General features: G+C 63.8%; 17 protein-coding genes and 1 pseudogene. 13 read left to right on the plus strand and 5 right to left on the minus strand.

Annotation, left to right across the window (positions count from 1 at the left end):
- Window positions 1-34 precede the first annotated feature (34 nt).
- On the minus strand, window positions 35-2,191 hold the full coding sequence (locus tag QMK50_RS02645; RefSeq protein WP_413787319.1) for an LTA synthase family protein: 2,157 nt from the start codon (window positions 2,189-2,191) through the stop codon (window positions 35-37).
- A gap of 396 nt (window positions 2,192-2,587) precedes the next feature.
- Here QMK50_RS02645 and QMK50_RS02650 point away from each other — a divergent pair, with 396 nt between their 5' ends.
- The 6 genes and pseudogenes from QMK50_RS02650 (at window position 2,588) to QMK50_RS02675 (ending at window position 5,904) form a co-directional block, all read left to right on the plus strand.
- Window positions 2,588-3,130 (plus strand): DUF3455 domain-containing protein, encoded by a 543-nt coding sequence (locus QMK50_RS02650; RefSeq protein WP_159996551.1) that lies wholly within the window; start codon window positions 2,588-2,590, stop codon window positions 3,128-3,130.
- A gap of 51 nt (window positions 3,131-3,181) precedes the next feature.
- Window positions 3,182-3,763, plus strand: coding sequence for a sigma-70 family RNA polymerase sigma factor (locus QMK50_RS02655; RefSeq protein ID WP_320332460.1), 582 nt, complete (start codon window positions 3,182-3,184; stop codon window positions 3,761-3,763).
- On the plus strand, window positions 3,760-4,476 hold the full coding sequence (locus tag QMK50_RS02660; protein WP_320332461.1) for an anti-sigma factor domain-containing protein: 717 nt from the start codon (window positions 3,760-3,762) through the stop codon (window positions 4,474-4,476). Before QMK50_RS02655 ends, QMK50_RS02660 begins: the two co-directional genes overlap by 4 nt.
- A 121-nt stretch (window positions 4,477-4,597) precedes the next feature.
- A complete protein-coding gene (locus QMK50_RS02665) occupies window positions 4,598-4,993 on the plus strand; it encodes a hypothetical protein (protein WP_095169881.1) in 396 nt (131 codons plus the stop codon).
- Window positions 4,994-5,041: 48 nt separating this feature from the next.
- Window positions 5,042-5,189: pseudogene (locus tag QMK50_RS02670) on the plus strand (transporter); the annotation flags it as partial.
- Between the two features lie 40 nt (window positions 5,190-5,229).
- Window positions 5,230-5,904, plus strand: coding sequence for a DUF3313 domain-containing protein (locus tag QMK50_RS02675; RefSeq protein WP_095169880.1), 675 nt, complete (start codon window positions 5,230-5,232; stop codon window positions 5,902-5,904).
- 46 nt (window positions 5,905-5,950) lie between these two features.
- Here the strand turns inward: QMK50_RS02675 and QMK50_RS02680 are convergent, their stop codons facing one another.
- Window positions 5,951-6,856: an alpha/beta hydrolase gene (locus tag QMK50_RS02680; RefSeq protein ID WP_320334483.1), complete on the minus strand. Its 906-nt coding sequence runs from the start codon at window positions 6,854-6,856 to the stop codon at window positions 5,951-5,953.
- Window positions 6,857-6,858: 2 nt separating this feature from the next.
- Entirely contained in the window at window positions 6,859-7,938 is a 1,080-nt protein-coding gene (locus QMK50_RS02685; RefSeq protein WP_320332462.1) for a sugar phosphate isomerase/epimerase, read from the minus strand.
- A gap of 139 nt (window positions 7,939-8,077) precedes the next feature.
- Between QMK50_RS02685 and QMK50_RS02690 the strand changes: the two genes are divergently transcribed.
- The 6 genes from QMK50_RS02690 to QMK50_RS02715 all read left to right on the plus strand — a co-directional run bounded on the left by QMK50_RS02690 (window position 8,078) and on the right by QMK50_RS02715 (window position 13,956).
- Window positions 8,078-8,686 carry a helix-turn-helix domain-containing protein gene (locus QMK50_RS02690; protein WP_320332463.1) on the plus strand — a complete coding sequence of 203 codons (609 nt, stop codon included), beginning with the start codon at window positions 8,078-8,080 and terminating at the stop codon, window positions 8,684-8,686.
- A gap of 218 nt (window positions 8,687-8,904) precedes the next feature.
- Window positions 8,905-9,447, plus strand: a complete 543-nt coding sequence (locus tag QMK50_RS02695) for a cysteine hydrolase family protein (RefSeq protein ID WP_320332464.1) — start codon at window positions 8,905-8,907, stop codon at window positions 9,445-9,447.
- Complete coding sequence (locus QMK50_RS02700; RefSeq protein WP_320332465.1) at window positions 9,444-9,896, plus strand: GNAT family N-acetyltransferase; 453 nt, start codon at window positions 9,444-9,446, stop codon at window positions 9,894-9,896. Before QMK50_RS02695 ends, QMK50_RS02700 begins: the two co-directional genes overlap by 4 nt.
- Window positions 9,897-10,005: 109 nt before the next feature.
- On the plus strand, window positions 10,006-10,521 hold the full coding sequence (locus tag QMK50_RS02705; protein WP_320332466.1) for a sigma-70 family RNA polymerase sigma factor: 516 nt from the start codon (window positions 10,006-10,008) through the stop codon (window positions 10,519-10,521).
- Window positions 10,518-11,474, plus strand: a complete 957-nt coding sequence (locus tag QMK50_RS02710) for a FecR family protein (protein WP_320332467.1) — start codon at window positions 10,518-10,520, stop codon at window positions 11,472-11,474. Before QMK50_RS02705 ends, QMK50_RS02710 begins: the two co-directional genes overlap by 4 nt.
- A 76-nt stretch (window positions 11,475-11,550) precedes the next feature.
- Window positions 11,551-13,956 carry a TonB-dependent siderophore receptor gene (locus QMK50_RS02715; RefSeq protein WP_320332468.1) on the plus strand — a complete coding sequence of 802 codons (2,406 nt, stop codon included), beginning with the start codon at window positions 11,551-11,553 and terminating at the stop codon, window positions 13,954-13,956.
- A gap of 66 nt (window positions 13,957-14,022) precedes the next feature.
- Here the strand turns inward: QMK50_RS02715 and QMK50_RS02720 are convergent, their stop codons facing one another.
- On the minus strand, window positions 14,023-14,619 hold the full coding sequence (locus QMK50_RS02720) for a DJ-1/PfpI family protein (protein ID WP_320332469.1): 597 nt from the start codon (window positions 14,617-14,619) through the stop codon (window positions 14,023-14,025).
- Window positions 14,620-14,729: 110 nt separating this feature from the next.
- Between QMK50_RS02720 and QMK50_RS02725 the strand changes: the two genes are divergently transcribed.
- Window positions 14,730-16,064: a PLP-dependent aminotransferase family protein gene (locus tag QMK50_RS02725; RefSeq protein WP_320332470.1), complete on the plus strand. Its 1,335-nt coding sequence runs from the start codon at window positions 14,730-14,732 to the stop codon at window positions 16,062-16,064.
- On the opposite strand, the gene ptrR is transcribed toward QMK50_RS02725, so the two are convergent.
- Window positions 16,061-16,957: a putrescine utilization regulator PtrR gene (gene ptrR / locus QMK50_RS02730; protein WP_159996573.1), complete on the minus strand. Its 897-nt coding sequence runs from the start codon at window positions 16,955-16,957 to the stop codon at window positions 16,061-16,063. The genes QMK50_RS02725 and ptrR overlap by 4 nt on opposite strands.
- Window positions 16,958-16,998 lie beyond the last annotated feature (41 nt).

The raw sequence follows: 16,998 nt of genomic DNA on the forward strand, positions 1-16,998 counted from the left end.
TGCCTGCGCGACAACCTGGGGCGAGCTGCAGGCTTCAGCTCGAATGCACAATTGCCTCGTCCGGAATATCGTCCAACGATTCCGGTTGCCCCGGATCTTCGGTGATCACCGTGAAATCACTGACCTCGACCGCGCCCACCCCGTACCCCAGCAGGTGGAAGGAAAAGGCCTTGCGTGACTCGGGGTTGTCGAAGCTGAAGTTCATCTCCAGCGGTTGATCGCCGGTCACCAGCATTTCTTGCGGCAGGCCCAGCGGCACGTCCTGTTCCAGCTCCTTGGCCTTGAGCAGGATGTAGACCTTCTCTTGCGGGTCCACCGAGCGCACCGTCAGGCGCACGCGGGTCTGGGAGCCCTTGGGCATTTCCAGGTACTGCGCGCCGATCAGGTTGTCGGCCCAGTCGTCCTTGATCTGTGCCTGCAGCGGGATGATCGCCGGGCTGCCGAACTGGTAGCGCTGGTTCAGCGGGGTGCGCAGCAGTGTGCGGTCCAGGGCCTCGGCGCGGGCGCTGATCTGACGGGCCCGCAGGCCGCCGTACTGGCCGGCGAAGGTCGCGCGGTCGGCAATGAACCCCGCGCTGTTGTAATAGCGGCAGCGCTGCTGGAAATCGCACTCGGTGAGGGTGCCCTGGCCATCGTGATAACGCAGCTTGCCGTTGGTGTAGGACATGATTTCACGGCCGCTGGCATAGTCGCGAAACAACGAGCGGCCACTCAGGCTCGGCGGCACCGGCAAGGAGAAATAGTCGAGGATCGAGGTACTCAGGTCGACGTGCCCATAGACCCCTTGCTTGACCCGGGGCAGTTGTTCCTGCTCGGGGGCCAGTGTCAGGTTGAAGCCCCAGGACGAGGCCAGGCGCACACCATCGATGCCGTGGGATTCGTCGGAAGTGATCACCACCAGGGTGTCCTTGAGAATGCCCTGGCGTTCCAGGCCATCGAGGAATTGCCCAAGGGCGTCGTCCAGGTAACCGACGGCGGCCTGTTTGGCCGTGTCATAGCGCTGCAGGTACTCGTCCGGTGCCGAGTACGGCTGATGCGTGCCCACAGTCAGCAGGGTCAGCATCCACGGCTGTTTCTGTTTTTTCAGTTGACCGACGTAATCCAGCGCGCCTTCGAAGAAGGCCTTGTCGTCCTTGCCCCAGGGGAATTCCAGGTAGTTGCTGTTGCTGAACCACTCCAGGCCATGGGTCGCATCAAAGCCGATGTGCGGCATGATCTTGTCCTTGGCCATGAAGCGCAGGCCGGCACCCTGCAAGTAATGGGTGGCGAAGCCGTGCTGGCGCAGTTGGGCCGGCAGGCAGGCCTGGTTGCGTTCGGTCTGGGTGAGCATCTCCACGCCCTTGGGCGTGCCGTTGTCGAGCTTGTCGTAGTCCCCGCACAGCATCGCGTACAGGCCACGGATGGTCTGGTGACTGTGCAGCACATAGTCCGGGGTGTTCATGCCGCGCTCGGCCCAGCGGCTGAGGTTGGGCATCAGGTTTTCCTGATAGCTGCTGTGCAAGGCCTGGCGATTGACCCCGACATACGCCCCGGGTATGCCCTCAAGGGTGATGATCAGCACATTGCGCGCACGACCCGGCGCGCCAAGCAGTTGCTGCCCGTCCAGGTCCAATTGAGTGAGGCCAGCCATCTGCGGCGGCACATCGACCACATCCCCTTCCAGCCATTCTTCGGCGCGCATCTGCACCTCGCCGACGCCGGCTGCCAGCAACTGGTGCGGCAGGTTGAACAGCTGCCATTGATCGGCCTCCGTCGGGTGCAGGTACTGGGCACCCCAGTGCGCGACCAGCAGCAACGCCGGGGCGGCCCAGGCGCTGCGCGGCAGGCGCGTCGCGGGTTGGCCGCGACCTGCCCATTGGCAGAGCAGCCACACCAGCAGCCCCGACATCAGGCTGGCGGCCAGCCACGGCTGGGCAAAACTGCCGCTGGTGGATTTATCGAGAAACTGCGGATCGATCAGGTAGTTAAGGTCGGCCGCATTGGGCAAGCGGCCGACTGCGCTGACCAACTCGGCCGTCGCCACGGTAAACAGGCCCCAGACCAGCAACACCGGCAGCGCCAACCACCAGGGACGGCGATGCAACAGCAGCACCAGCAGGCTGCCGATGCCCAGGTCCGACAGATAACCCAACGGGTCCGACCAGCCCATGGCCGCTCGCAGGCACAGGGGCGCCACCAGGACCAGGCCCATCAGGGCAATCAGGCGCGCGCGCGGGTGCTGCAACCAGTGACGAATGATGTTCACAAAAATATGCTTCCAGACATTAAATCTTCATATAGATATGCCCGATGGTACCAAGGGATGCACAGGATGTGCCGTGATATTCCCCGTCGGCGCCGCGATTAAACAAACGTAGGACGGCGGCTACCGCACCGTGGCCCCGCGATATGGGGCATAAACCCGGCGCCAGAGCGCTGCACCGCCTCGACGAAACGGCGTCCTGAAGGCCTGCAGCAAGTTGTTTCAGGCTGTTTAATCAGGCGGTCATTTATTTTTCCGGCGCCTGCATCCAAAACCCTTCCTGGCGGGTAGTACAGGTAGCAGCCCCTGCGCTGCCGAGCTGTTCAACCTGTTGGAGAGACCTCAATGAACACCAGACAATTGCTCTGCCACCTCACTACTGCGTTATCCGCGACTTGCCTGATGAGCGCGCTGTCGCTCGCCCACGCGCAAACGAATCTACCGGACCCGATCAAAGTGCCCTCGGGACACAAGTTGGTGCTGGAAAGCGTGGGGGTTGGCGAAATCACCTACGAGTGCCGCGACAAAGCCAATGCGCCCGGCCAGACCGAGTGGTTTTTTGTCGGCCCCAAAGCCACGCTCAATGGTCGTGATGGGCAAATGCTGGGCAGCTACTTTGGCCCGCCCGCCACCTGGCAGGCCAAGGATGGTTCGACCATCACCGGTACCCAACTGGCGGTCGCGCCCTCGTCCAGCGGCAACCTGCCCTATCAACTGGTCAAGGCCAACCCGGCACAAGGTAAAGGTGCCATGACCGGCGTCAGCTACATCCAGCGCGTGGCTACTCGCGGCGGTGTCGCGCCCAGCCTCGCCTGCACCGCCGCCAACAAGGGGCAGCGTGAGGTCGTGAGCTATCAGGCCGACTACCTGTTCTGGGCGGCCAACTAACAGCGCGGGGCAAAAACACCCGCCGCAGGGAAACTCGTCTAACCTGCTGCAATGGCACCCCAGCCTCAGGGCTGGGGCGGTTTCACCTTGTCGATGGCGGATCCATTGTCCTTGCCCGAGCCCGGTTTTGATTATGAAGCGTGCCTGACGGCGTGTGCGCAAGGCGACCACCAGGCCCTGCGCGACCTGTACACGCAGGAGAGCGCCCGCCTGTTGGGGGTGGCCCGGCGCATTGCCGGGGACACCGCCCTGGCCGAAGACATCGTGCACGACGCGTTTATCCGGATCTGGACCAAAGCCGCCAGTTTCGATCCGGCACTGGGGACAGCGCGCGGCTGGATTTTCAGTGTCACCCGGCATCTGGCCCTTAACTTCATGCGTAACAGCGCCAGGCTGGTGCCCATCGACCAAGACCACGAAGACGCCTCGCCGGGCTTCGACCTGCACGGGCATTCGGGACGGATCTATGACTGCCTTGAGCAACTGCAGCCGGCCCGCCGCGATTGCCTGTTGCATGCCTATGTCGATGGTTACTCCCATGGGCAGATTGCCGAAAAACTGGGCACGCCCCTGGGCACCGTCAAAGCCTGGATCAAACGCAGCCTGGCGGCATTACGCGAGTGCATTGGATGAACACGAGCCCCGACGACAATGACCAACTGGCAGGTGAATACGTGCTGGGCACCCTGGCGGCCGAACAACGGCGTGAGGTTGAGCAACGCCTGGCCGTGGACCCGGACCTGCGTCTGGCGGTCGCCAGTTGGGAGCGGCGCTTGCTGGAGTTGACCGACCTGGCCCCACCCCACCCGCCTGGCACACGCCTATGGGGCCGCATCGAACGTAGCCTCGACGCCCTTGATCGACCTGTGGCAACTGCGCCTGCCCCGACAACAACGCCGACCTGGTGGGACCGTCTGGCACTGTGGCGCGGCCTCGCCGGCGCCGGCCTTGCCGCGACCCTGGTGCTGGGTAGCGTGCTGCTGACGCGGACCACGCCCCAGCCGGTGACCTCCTACCTGGTGGTGCTGGTGGCCCCACAGAGTCAGGCCCCAGGCTGGGTCATCCAGGCAAGCGATTCCCGGGAGATGCAACTGATTCCATTGGGCGTGGCCCAGGTGCCTGCCGACAAGGCCCTGCAGTTCTGGACCAAGGCCGAGGGTTGGCAGGCGCCGGTGTCCCTGGGCCTGGTCAAGCCCGGGCAACGCCTGCAGGTGCCCCTGGACCAACTGCCTCCTCTGACGCCCAACCAGTTGTTCGAACTGACCCTGGAAAACCCCGGTGGCTCGCCGACCGGCAAACCCACCGGGCCGATCCAGTTCATCGGCCGGGCGGTCAAGGTCCTCTGATCGTGCTCGGCGGGCACCCTTTCGCAGTCCGCAGCGGCGCGCGGAAAACCTTGTGCTAGGCTTTTTTTCACATGAAGAACGGCGATTGAACCCTCCCATTTCTGGATGACGGAGTTGTGCAATGAAAAACACGCTTTCCTGGCTGACAATTACCCTGATCAGCCTGCTGCTCGGTGCCTGCGCCAGCATCGATGCCCAGACCACCGCCTACGTCGGCGGGCCGCATCCCGGCCCGACCCTGGCGGCCAACGTCCAGGTACTGCGGGTTGAGCCAACGCGCCCCCATGTGCGCCTGGGTGAAATACTGGTCGATGCCAGTGTCGACCCTGCCCCGCCTATCACCGACGTCGAGCAGAAACTCAAGGATGAAGCGGCGAAGATCGGCGGAGACGCCGTGGTGGTGGTCTACGACCACATCCAGCCCGTGGCCGCCTACGTCAGCGGACCGCTGTGGAGCCGCGATATCGAGACCATCCAGGGCCGCAAACTCAAAGGCATCGTAATCCGCTACCAGTAACTGTCTCGCCCGCGCAGCCTGGCGATTGACCTGTAACAGCGGCGTGGAATACCGATGGCAGAATCCTGGCGCATTGCCACAGGAGCCCTATGCTGTAGACGATCAGAGCAAATCCCAGTCAGGCGAGCGAGTTTTGGGGCAATTCGATAACGCCTGGATACAAGCCCTGGCCGGCAACATGAACTGGCAGTTTTGAGACCCTGCAACCCGAACTTAAATACATGGAGTCACACCCTATGAGCTTGACGCGAAAAATGATCTTCGGCGCCGCATTGGCCAGCCTGTTACTGGGTGGTTGCACCTCGAAAGTCACTGAGCGGGAGCAGTACTCCGGCTTCCTGTCCAACTACAACAACATGGAAGAAGTCACCACCACCAGCGGCGAGAAAGCCATGCGCTGGGTCAGCCCGTCCTGGAACGCCAACGCTTACGACACCGTGGCGTTCAACAAGCTGGAACTGTACCCGGCGCCCAAGCCTGATGAACGGGTCAACCGCCAGACCCTGGATGAGTTGCAGCGCTACATGACCAGCTCGGCCAAAGCCACCCTGGGCACGAAGTACCGCATCGTACCCACCCCGCAAGCGGCGCCTGCCGGTTCCCGCGTATTGATCCTGCGTGCGGCGATCACCGGCGTCAGCGCCTCCAACGAAGGCATGAAATGGTATGAAGTGGTGCCCATCGCCGCTGTCGTCGGCGGGGTCAGCGCGGCCACCGGGCATCGTGACCAGGACACCGAACTGTTCATCGAGGCCGAACTGGTCGACGCCCGCACCAACCAGACTGTGGCCCGGGTAGTGCGCAAACTCTTCGGCAAGACCCTGGAAAATTCCAGCCAGAAGATCACCACCAACGACTTCAAGGCGGCGATCGCCAAACTCAACAGCGACTTGCAAGCCTTCATCCGTTAATCCGCCAAGCCTGCCAGCGCCTGTCCATGGCGCTGGCAGCAGCCCATCAACGCTGCACAGTGCCCCGCGATGCTGGCGATGCCAGCAGAAACGGCAACAGATGCGCGACAAACGCCTCGGGCGCCTCCTCCGTAATGAAGTGACCACAACCTGGCACAATCGCGCCTTGCAGATTCAGCGCGTTGCCTTGCATCGTCAGCAGCGGCGCATCGTTGGTCGCATGTTCCGCGCCGATAGCCAACACCGGCATTTCCAGCGGCCTGGCGGCTCGCCGCTGGTTCTGCGCGATGGTCTCAGGGATCGCCCGGTAATAGCCGAACCCACCCCGTAGCCCACCCGGCGTCGCATAGGCGTTGATGTAGCTTTGTACCGCGACTCGCTCCTGGCGCACCGACCATTGCGCAAACATGTAGGCCAGGTACTGGGCTTCCCGTCCCGCGATCAATACCTCGGGCAGGTCGAGCAACTGGTTGAACATGAAGTGCCAGAGAAATATGTTCTGCCCCGCTGGCGCAAAAATCGACGGCGCCGGCGCCAATCCGGGTATCACTGCCTCCGTCAGTACCAGGCATTCAACCGCCTGCGGATAATCGCTCGCCAGGGCGTACGCCACCCACATGCCGACATCATGGCCAACCACCGCGTAATGCTCGTAGCCGAGAACCTGCATCAAACCGTGCAAACGCCTGGCCGTGGCCCCTGTGTCATAACCCTCTTGCGGTTTATCGGAGAGCCCGGTGCCCGGCAGATCCACCGCGATCGCCTGGAATCCGTTCGCCGCCAGTGCCTGCATCACATGCCGCCAGGTCAACCAGGTTTGCGGCCAACCGGGAATCAACAGTACCGGCGCCCCCTGACCCTCGGTCACATAATGAATGCGGCTGCCGTCGACCTCGGCGTAACCATGCTCGTGTGCGCGCCCGGCGAACGCCTGCTGTTCGAAGAGATCCATGTTCATGCCCGCCCTTGAAGTGCAGGTCGGGCCAGGCCGAGCATGGCGTCCAGTTGCGCCTGGTCGACGGCGGCGCCGGCAAAGTCGTCGAACACCTTGTCCGTGACTCGGATGATATGTTCATTGATAAACGCCACGCCTTGCCTGGCGCCGTCATCCTGGTCTTTCAGGCAGCACTCCCACTCCAGCGTCGCCCAGCCGGCATAGTCATGGAGTGCCAGCTTGGAAAAGATCCCCTTGAAATCGACCTGGCCATCGCCCAGGGAACGAAACCGCCCTGCGCGATCGGCCCATCCCTGGTAACCACCGTAGATGCCCTGGCGCCCGGTCGGATTGAACTCGGCATCCTTGACGTGAAACATCCGAATGAAATCGCGGTAGATGTCCAGATAGTCCAGGTAGTTGAGTTGCTGCAGCACGAAGTGACTGGGGTCGAAGAGGATCTTGCAGCGCGGATGATTGCCCACCCGCTGCAAAAACATCTCGAACGTCACACCGTCGTGCAGGTCTTCGCCAGGGTGAATTTCGTAGCACAGGTTCACGCCCTCCTCGTCACAGGCATTGAGGATCGGCAGCCAGCGCTTGGCCAACTCGTCGAATGCCGAGTCGATCAGGCCCGCGGGGCGCTGCGGGAACGGGAACAGATAGGGCCAGGCAAACGAGCCGGAGAACGTGCCCATGTCCGTCAACCCCAATCGGCGGGAAGCCTTGGCCGACAACAACAAGCGCTCCAGCGCCCACTCGGTCTTGGCGGCTGCATTGCCCTGTAGCGCTGGCGGGGCGAACCCATCGCACAAGCTGTCATAGGCCGGATGCACCGCCACCAGTTGCCCGAACAGGTGTGTAGTCAACTCGCTGATCACCAGGCCGTGCTCTGCCAAGGTCCCGCTGATCTCATCGCAATAATCCTGGCTGTGTGCCGCCAGGCTCACATCGAACAAGCGCTCATCCCAGGCCGGAATCTGCAGCGCCTTGAATCCACGGTCCGCAGCCCAGGCCGCGATGGCCGGCAGGCTATTGAACGGCGGCGCGACGTCACTGAATTGCGCCAGGTGCAAGCTCGGTCCCTTGAGGGTTTTCATCGTTCACTCCATTTGTTTGTCGATCGACAAAGAATAGAGACGTTGAACAAAGTCCGTCAATACGTCGACTTGCTTTTTTTGTCGATCGACCAATAATAGCGCCGAGCCCCACGACCCTTCCCCCAAGAGACCCCAACCCATGGCTGGCAGACCCCGAGAGTTCGACCGCGATCAAGCCTTGCGCAACGCCCGCGATATATTCTGGCGGCGCGGCTTCGAAGCCACGTCCATGTCCGACCTGGTCGAGGCGCTAGGCATCGCGTCGGCGCGGATCTACGCCGCGTTCGGTTCCAAGGAAGCACTGTTTCGAGAAGCCGTCGCCCTCTACGAGTCCGCCGATGGAGCCTTTGCCGACGCCGCCCTGGCCGGGGAAAGCAGTGCTCGCGACGCTATCGAGCGCATGCTCAGGGACGCCGTCGAGCTGTACACCCTGCCCGGTCGGCCACAGGGTTGCATGGTGGTCTCGTCAGCCACCAACTGCTCGCCCGACAACGACGGCATCCGCGAGTGGCTGGCTGGGCATCGGCGCAACCGGACCCAGTCGATCATCGAACGCCTGGAGCAGGCAGTGCGTAGCGGCGAGTTGCCCGCGCGCACCGACGTAACGTCCCTGGGTGACTGCTACGCGACCCTGCTGCACGGGTTGTCGGTCCAGGCGCGAGACGGGATCGCCAAGGCTCGCCTGCTGGCAATGATTCCCATGGCGTTGGCGGCCCTGGATGCGGCGGTCGATAAAGCGCAGCGCTGATGTCGGCACAACTCACTTGCCAACTCCGCACGGTGACGCTAGTGTCAGGACCATGAACCAGCCCCGCACGACCTCGACCACCTTTACCACGACCGCCCAGGGCGGGTCGTGAGAGGTGCCGTGAGCGGCTAAGCACACGTTACCCCAAAGGCCCCGCCAGCAATGGACGGGGCCTTTTTTTGCGCCGCTGTTGCTGGTTTACGACAAGGAAATGCAGCATGCACGCACTGTTGATTCTCGATATGCAAGTTGGCCTGTTCCACGGCCCGGACCCGCTTTGGCGCAGTGCCGCACTGCTGGACGCGGTCAATCTGCTGCTGGACAAGGCGCACCAGGCCGGCGCGCCGGTGTTCCTGGCCCGGCACGTCGGCCCGCCCGGGTCGCCGATCGAACCGGGCAGCCCGCTGACCCACCTGATTGATGAACTGCGGCTACAGGGCGATGAAGTGATCTTCGAAAAGTACCGTCCCAGCGCCTTTGCCGCCACGCCCCTGGCCGTCTGGCTACGGGAGCGTGGCGCAGAGGGCGTGGTGATCGCCGGACTGAAGACTCAGTACTGCGTCGACAGCACCTGCCGTGTCGCCCGCGACCTGGGCCTGGACGCCGTGCTGGTCGAGGACGCCCACAGTTGCAGCGACACCGAGGTGTTGAGCGCCGAGCAGATAGTCGCCCACCACAATGCGACGCTGGCGGGGCCTTTCTGCCGGCTGGTACGGGCCGCGGACTGGAACTTCCAGCCATTAAGGACAAGCGCACCATGAACAGCCAGGTACGCCGCGCCCGTGCCGAAGACGCCAGCGCTATCAGCCAGGTGGTGATCGCCGCGCTGCGCCACTCCAATGCCCAGGACTACCCGCCGACGGTCATTGCCCAGGTGGTGGAGCATTTTTCCCCGGCAGCGATCCGGCAATTCCTGGCGCAACGCCAGGTCTACGTGGCGACCCTGCAACAGCAGATCGTCGCCACGGCCAGCCTCGATCAGGACGTGGTGCGCAGCGTGTTCGTCGAGCCGGGTCATCAAGGCCGTGGTATTGGCCAGCAATTGATGGCGGTGATTCACGCAGCGGCCACCGAGGCCGGCCTCGAACAGTTGCGTGTGCCCTCCTCGCTCACCGCCGAGGGGTTTTATCGCCGGCTCGGCTATGCAAAGGTTCGCGACCAGCTGCATGGCGCCGAACGCACCATCATCATGCACAAGCGGCTGGTCTGAACCGCTGAGTGTCGGTGTTCCTCAGGTGGAGAGTCCGAGATGTTAAGCATTGCGGATTCTCCATCCGACGCAATAGAATGCGAAACATTACCACTTGCTAGATTTTCTCATGAAGCCCTCCCCCGCAGCCGAGTCGTCGACGCTTGAAGCCCTGTACCGTGGCTATCATGGATGGTTGCTCGGCTGGTTGCGCCGCCGCGTGCAGTGTTCGCACCACGCTTCGGACCTGGCGCAGGACACCTTCATTCGCCTGCTGGCGGCCGGCCCTTACGTCGCCCCGCGTGAACCCCGGGCCTTCCTGGCCACTGTGGCCCGGCGCCTGTTGATCGACAATGGCCGGCGCCTGCGCCTGGAACTGGCGTTTCGCGAGGAACTTGAACGCTGCGCTGCCTACCTCGATCAAGCGCCGTCGCCGGAGCAGATCCTCCAGGCCATCCAGATCCTCGAAGCCATCGACCGGGCATTGGCCCGGATGAAACCCCGGGTGCGCGAAACCTTCATCCTGCGTCATCTCGATGGCCTGGGACAGGCGCAGATTGCCGAGCGCCTGGGGGTGACCGTGCGCACGGTGCAACACGACCTGGTGGAAGCGCTGCTGGCCTGCGACGCATGTGCCCAGGCATGAAACCCGCAATCGCCCCCCAGGTATTGCGCCAAGCCGCTGAATGGCTGGTGCGCCTGGATCACGGCAGCGATGCCGATGCGCAGACCGAACAACAGTTCCGCGCCTGGCTGGCGGCAGACCCGCAGCACCACGAGGCGATCACGCGGCTGCAGGGCCACATTGCGCCCCTGCAGGAACTCCCTGCGCGGGCAGCCCTGCGCCGAGCACAGCCACCGCGGCGCCGGGCGTCGGGGGTCAAGGGCCTGGCGTTGCTGGCAGTACTGGGACTGACGGCAGCACCCGGCTACCAGTATTGGCAGGACGGTTACCTGCTGGCCGATCACAGCACCGACAGCCGCCAGTGGCGGCACGAATACCTCGCCGATGGCAGTCAACTGCAGCTGGACAGCAGCTCCGCCGTCGATCTGGACTTCGACTCCGCGCAACGCCGCGTGCGGTTGCTCGAAGGCGAGATCCTGATCGACGTGGCCAAGGACGCCCATCGTCCGTTCTACGTCGACACCCCCCACGGCACCATTCGCGCCCTGGGTACGCGGTTCATCGTCGAGCGCATCGGCGACGCAACCCAGGTGAGCATGCTGGAATCCTCGACCCGCATCGACAGCGTCGGACGCAGCCTGACCCTCAATCCGGGCCAGCGCGTGCGCTTCGACGCCCAGGGGTTGGGCGCCGTCAGCCAGGTCGATGGCACTGCCCTGCAAGCCGCGTGGAGTGCCCACCAGTTACTCGCCCACGACCAATCCCTGGCCGATGTGCTGGCACGAGTTGCGCGCCATCGCCCGGGGCTGTTGATCTTCGACCGCCAGGCCCTGCAGGCCTTGCGCGTGACGGTGATGCTGCCGGCCGACGACAGCGACCGCGCCCTGCGCCTGCTGGCGCGCACCCTGCCGATCGAGGTGAAAAGCTACAGCCCGTGGATCACCCGGGTGTCGCTGAAACGCGAAAGCGAATAATTTTTCGCGCTGATTTCATGTTTGCGATTCTGCTGCGTCCTTCCTTTGGCCAACATTGATAAGGAGCACACAGAAGATGGCTTCAACGTCGTTCACCCGCAGCGGTTTGCTGCTCGCCAGCCACATGCTGCTGGGCAGCCTGCCGCTGGCCCTGCCCACCCTGGCGTATGCCCAACAGCAAACCCAGGCCTTCGATATCGCGCCCGGCCCGCTCGGCGAAGTGCTCGGTCGCTACGCCCAGGCCGCCGGCGTGCCGATCGCGTTCGCCTCGCACCAGGTCGAGGGACTGCGCAGCGAGGGTGTACGCGGCAGCTACAGCGTCGCCGAAGGATTCGCGCAGATCCTGCGTAACAGCGGCATGGACGCCAGCGCCAGCAACGACGGCTATCAGTTGGTGAGTCGGCCACTGTCCACCGGATCGATTGCGCTGGAGGCGACAGAAGTCACCGCCAACCAGTTGGGGACCATCACCGAAGGCACCGGTTCCTACACCCCGGGCACCATCGCCACGGCCACCCGCCTGGTCCTGACGCCGCAGGAAACCCCGCAGTCGATTTCAGTGGTGACCCGCCAGACCATGGATGACTTCGGCCTGGTCTCCATCGACGACGTGATGCGTCATACACCGGGGATCACCGTCTCGACCTACGACAGCGAGCGCACCAACTACTACGCCCGTGGTTTCTCGATTCAGAACTTCCAGTACGACGGCATTCCGACCCTGCGCAACGATGCCTTCTCGGCCGGCCAGACCTTGACCGACATGGCCGTCTACGACCGTGTCGAAGTGCTCAAGGGGGCTACCGGGTTACTCACTGGCGCAGGTGGCCCCGGCGGCACCATCAACCTGATCCGCAAGAAACCGACCGCCGAGTTCAAGGGCAACGTGGAGCTGGGCGCTGGCAGCTGGGACAACTACCGCTCGCAGATCGACCTCAGCGGGCCGTTGACCGAAACCGGCAATGTGCGGGCACGGGCGGTCGCCGCCTACCAGGACAAGCATTCGTTCATGGACCATTACCAGCGCAAGACCAGCGTCTACTTTGGTACCGTGGAAATCGACCTCAACCCCGACACCCTGCTGACCCTGGGTGCCGATTACCAGGACAACGACCCCAAAGGCTCGGGCTGGTCCGGCAGCCGCCCACTGTTCGATTCCAATGGCGATCGCATCAGCCTGCCACGCGCCTTCAACAATGGGGCGAAATGGAGTGGCTGGGAGCAATACACCCGCACGGTATTCGCCACCCTGGAACACAGCTTTGCCAATGAGTGGGTCGCCAAGGGCCAGTACAACCACCAGATCAATGGCTATCACGCCGAGATCGGTTCGGTGCAGAGCAGCCCCAATGCGCTGACCGGAACCTCCAGCGTGTACGCCAACAAGTTCACCGGGGAAACCACCAGCGACAGCGGCGACTTTTACCTGTCCGGACCCTTCAGCCTGCTGGGTCGCGAGCATCAGTTGGTGGTGGGCACCTCGGCCTCCAACTCCCACTGGAAAGCCAAGAGCTACTACAGCCCGACCTACACCAACAACGTGATCGACTTCTATCACTGGGACGGCGACAGCATCAAGCCGGACTGGGGCGTGGCCACCCCGACGGATGAAACCACGCGCCAGACTGCCGGCTACACCACAGCACGTTTTAGCCTGACCGATGAGCTCAACCTGATGCTCGGCGCCCGCGTGGCGAATTATTGGCTGACGGGCACCAGCGACACCCGGGAAACCGGCAAGCTGGTGCCGTACGCCGGCGTCACCTACGACCTCAGCCAGAACCTGTCGTTGTACGCCAGCTACACCAGCATCTTCATGCCACAGCTCTACTACATCGACAGCCAGAACAAAGTCCTGGAACCGGATGAGGGCAAGAACTACGAGCTGGGCATCAAGGGCGAGTATTTCGATGGCCAGCTCAACACCAGCCTGGCGTACTTCGAGATCCACGAGACCAACCGTGCCGAAGCCGACAACGCCTACAACGCGGCCCCGACCAACCCCGCCGTGGAGTACGCCTACCAGGGCATCAAGGCCAAGACCAAAGGCTACGAAGCAGAAATCTCCGGGCAGTTGGCCCCTGGCTGGCAATTGCAGGCCGGCTATACCCACAAGGTCGTGCGTGACGAGCACGGCAACAAGGTGTCCACCTGGGAACCCGAGGACCAGTTGAGCTTCTACAGCAGCTACAAACTGCAGGGCAACCTCGACAAGTTGACCCTCGGCGGCGGTGCACGCTGGCAGGGACAAGGCTGGCAGGTCCTGACCAATCGGGCCAAGTCCAGCGAGGAGAAGTTCTCCCAGGATGCTTACTGGCTGGTGGATCTGATGGGCCGCTATCAGTTCACCGAGCACCTGTCGGCCACGGTCAACGTCAACAACCTGTTCGACAAGTACTACTACACCAACATCGGCTTCTATAACTCCTCGTACTACGGCGACCCACGCAATGTGATGGTGACCAGCCGCTACGACTTTTAAGCCATGGCCCACACGCCGAGCAGACACTGGTGGTCGGCTCGGCTCAAGCACCAGAACCGGGCACCGCTACAAGTAAGGCTGGATATTGGCCAGGGTGCGCTCGACATACAGCTGTTTTTCTCCCACCGGGGCCACGTAGTGCACCGCATTGCTGGCCGCCTCCTGGCCCAGCAGGCGGGCGATGAGCCAGGCCGCCAGGTAGGTTGACGCCAGGCAGCCGCCGGCGGTCGCCACGTTGCCCCTGGCGAAGAACGCCTGGTTCAGTACGTCCACCCCCGCGGCCTGGACCCAGGGTTTGGTGGTCAGGTCGGTGCAGGCCGGCACCCCTTCCAGCAGCCCCAGCTTGGCCAGCACCAGGGTCCCGGAGCACTGCGCCGCCAGCAGTTGCCGCCGCGGGTCCAGGCGCAATTGGCCCATCAGTTGACTGTCCTCGACCACTTCACGGGTCAGCGCACCGCTGCCGACAATCACCGCATCCGCCTCGTTCGCCTCCTGCAGCGTGGCCTGGGACTCGATCACCAACCCGTTCATCGAGCGCACGCGCAACGTCGGGCTGGCAATCGACACGCGCCAGCCCGGGGTCTTGATCCGGTTGAGCAGCCCCAGGGCAATCAAGGAGTCGAGTTCGTTGAAACCGTCAAAAGTCAGGATCGCGATATGCATGACCGGGTCGTCCGCTGAGTGGGCTGGCGTCCGCCTGTTGGGGCGGTTGTGCGGTCTCAGGCTAGGGCCAATAATCAGTACAATCAAATTATTGTACTGGATACAAGCCCATGGCCCGTTCCCGCTACAAGTACCTGGTGGACGCCTTCGCCGCCGACATCCGTGCCGGCCGCCTGACACCCGGCACGCGTCTGCCCACCCATCGCCAACTGGCCACTCGCGAAGGCCTGGCCCTGGCCACCGCGACTCGGGTGTATGGCGAACTCGAAGCCATGGGCCTGGTCAGCGGCGAAGCCGGCCGCGGCACTTTTGTCCGTGAGACCGCGCTGCCCGCCGGGCTGGGAGTCGACCAGCACGCCGTCGCCGCGGGCCTGCTCGACCTCAACTTCAACTATCCCGCACTCCCCGGCCAGGCCGAACTGCTGCGCGGCGCCTTGCGGCAACTGGCGAACAGCGGTGACCTGGAAGCCCTGCTGCGTTATCAGCCCCACGGTGGTCGCCCCCATGAGCGGGCCAGCGTCGCCCGGCACCTGCACTGTCGCGGTCTTGCGGTCAGTGAAGAGCAGGTACTGATTGTCAGCGGCGCCCAGCACGGCCTGGCCGTCATCCTGATGGGGCTATTGCGCGCCGGAGATGTGGTCGCCACCGACGCCCTCACCTACCCCGGGTTCAAAGTCCTCGCCGAGAGCCAGCGCCTGGAACTGGCGCCGATTGCCGCCGCCAACCAGCAACCTGACCTCGACGCCCTGGCGCGCCTATGCCGGCGACGCAAGGTGCGCGCCGTGTATTGCATGCCGACCCTGCACAACCCGCTGGGCTGGGTGGCCAGTGCCGACTGGCGTCAGCGCCTGGTGCAGATCGCCCGCCAGCACGACCTGCTGATCATCGAAGACGCCGCCTACGCCTTTCTTGCCGATGACCCGCCACCGCCCCTGGCTGCCCTGGCGCCGGAGCGCACCGTGTACGTCTCGGGGCTGTCGAAAAATGTCGCCACCGGCCTGCGGGTCGGTTTTGTCGCGGCGCCCCTGCCCTGGATCCCAGCCCTGGAACGGAGCATCCGGGCCACCGTGTGGAACACCCCCGGCGTGATGACTTCGATCGCCTGCAACTGGCTCGACGACGGCACCGTGCTACGCCTGGAACAACACAAGCGCGAGGATGCCAGACAGCGCCAAGCCCTGGCCCGCGCCGTCCTGCGCGGCCTGCCGTTCACCAGTCACCCCAACGCCTACTTCCTCTGGCTGCCCCTGGGCGAAGAAGTGCGCGCCGACCAGATTGCCATGGCCCTGCTGCGCGAGAACGTCTCGGTGTCGACCGCCGAACCCTTTGCCACCTCCAGCCACGTGCCCCACGCCATCCGCCTGGCACTGGGCTCCCTGGACCTGGCTAGCTTGCAGGTGGCCCTGGAAACGGTGAAGCGGGTGGTGGACAGGCATACGTATTAAGCCGGCTTGCGCCCGGTTGCCTCTGATCCCACCACCCCACGCGCCTCGAGCATCCGCACAAACATGCTCAGGCTTTGCGACACCGTGCCCCGGCGCCACACCAGCCAGGTGCGCAGGTAGCGGAACGACTCCGACAGCGGCCAGATGCTCACCGTGCTGCAACCGGGCATGCTCTCGAGCATGCTGCGGGGCATCAGGGCCAGGCCGGCACCGGCGCTGACGCAGGCGAGCATGCCGTGGTAGGACTCCATCTCGTGGATCCGCCCCGGCACTGCCGCGTCCTTGGCGAACCAGCTTTCGAAGTGGTGCCGGTAGGAACAATTGGCGCGAAACGCATAAATGCTCTCGCCGTTGACCTCCCGCGCGCGGTGGATCGGCGGGTGATTGAGGGGGGCGATCAACACCATCTCCTCCTCGAACGCCGGCACTCCCTCCAGTGCCGGGTGCAGCACCGGTCCGTCGACGAAGGCCGCCGCCAGGCGCCCGGACAATACACCGTCGATCATGGTCCCGGAGGGCCCGGTGGACAGGTCCAGCGCCACCTTGGCGTACTGTTGGTTATAGGCCGCCAGCAGTGCAGGAATGCGCACCGCCGCCGTGCTCTCCAGTGAGCCCAGGGAAAACGAGCCTTGGGGTTCTTCCCCGGCAACCGTCGCCCGGGCCTCCCCGACCAGGTCGAGAATCCGTCGCGCGTAGTCGAGAAAACTCCAGCCGGCCGGCGACAGGCGCAAGCGGCTTTTCTCGCGGATAAACAGATCCACCCCCAGGTCCTGCTCCAGTTGCTTGATCCGCGTCGTCAGGTTCGAGGGCACCCGGTGGATGTGCTGCGCGGCGGCACTGATACTGCCGTGCTCGGCCACGGCCTTGAAAATCTCCAGCTGAACCAGATCCAAGTCATTCTCCATTCGTGAACGATATGCTCAGCATTATTCAG

Source organism: Pseudomonas sp. P5_152 (assembly GCF_033989915.1).
Classification (GTDB): Bacteria; Pseudomonadota; Gammaproteobacteria; order Pseudomonadales; family Pseudomonadaceae; genus Aquipseudomonas.

Coding starts and splice junctions, on each gene's coding strand:
- QMK50_RS02655 (WP_320332460.1), top strand. CDS start 3,182: ATGGCACCCCAGCCTCAGGGCTGGGGCGGTTTCACCTTGTCGATGGCG.
- QMK50_RS02660 (WP_320332461.1), top strand. CDS start 3,760: ATGAACACGAGCCCCGACGACAATGACCAACTGGCAGGTGAATACGTG.
- QMK50_RS02645 (WP_413787319.1), bottom strand. CDS start 2,191: ATGGGCCTGGTCCTGGTGGCGCCCCTGTGCCTGCGAGCGGCCATGGGC.
- QMK50_RS02650 (WP_159996551.1), top strand. CDS start 2,588: ATGAACACCAGACAATTGCTCTGCCACCTCACTACTGCGTTATCCGCG.
- QMK50_RS02690 (WP_320332463.1), top strand. CDS start 8,078: ATGGCTGGCAGACCCCGAGAGTTCGACCGCGATCAAGCCTTGCGCAAC.
- QMK50_RS02715 (WP_320332468.1), top strand. CDS start 11,551: ATGGCTTCAACGTCGTTCACCCGCAGCGGTTTGCTGCTCGCCAGCCAC.
- QMK50_RS02665 (WP_095169881.1), top strand. CDS start 4,598: ATGAAAAACACGCTTTCCTGGCTGACAATTACCCTGATCAGCCTGCTG.
- QMK50_RS02710 (WP_320332467.1), top strand. CDS start 10,518: ATGAAACCCGCAATCGCCCCCCAGGTATTGCGCCAAGCCGCTGAATGG.
- QMK50_RS02705 (WP_320332466.1), top strand. CDS start 10,006: ATGAAGCCCTCCCCCGCAGCCGAGTCGTCGACGCTTGAAGCCCTGTAC.
- QMK50_RS02695 (WP_320332464.1), top strand. CDS start 8,905: ATGCACGCACTGTTGATTCTCGATATGCAAGTTGGCCTGTTCCACGGC.
- QMK50_RS02675 (WP_095169880.1), top strand. CDS start 5,230: ATGAGCTTGACGCGAAAAATGATCTTCGGCGCCGCATTGGCCAGCCTG.
- QMK50_RS02700 (WP_320332465.1), top strand. CDS start 9,444: ATGAACAGCCAGGTACGCCGCGCCCGTGCCGAAGACGCCAGCGCTATC.
- QMK50_RS02685 (WP_320332462.1), bottom strand. CDS start 7,938: ATGAAAACCCTCAAGGGACCGAGCTTGCACCTGGCGCAATTCAGTGAC.
- QMK50_RS02720 (WP_320332469.1), bottom strand. CDS start 14,619: ATGCATATCGCGATCCTGACTTTTGACGGTTTCAACGAACTCGACTCC.
- QMK50_RS02725 (WP_320332470.1), top strand. CDS start 14,730: ATGGCCCGTTCCCGCTACAAGTACCTGGTGGACGCCTTCGCCGCCGAC.
- QMK50_RS02680 (WP_320334483.1), bottom strand. CDS start 6,856: ATGGATCTCTTCGAACAGCAGGCGTTCGCCGGGCGCGCACACGAGCAT.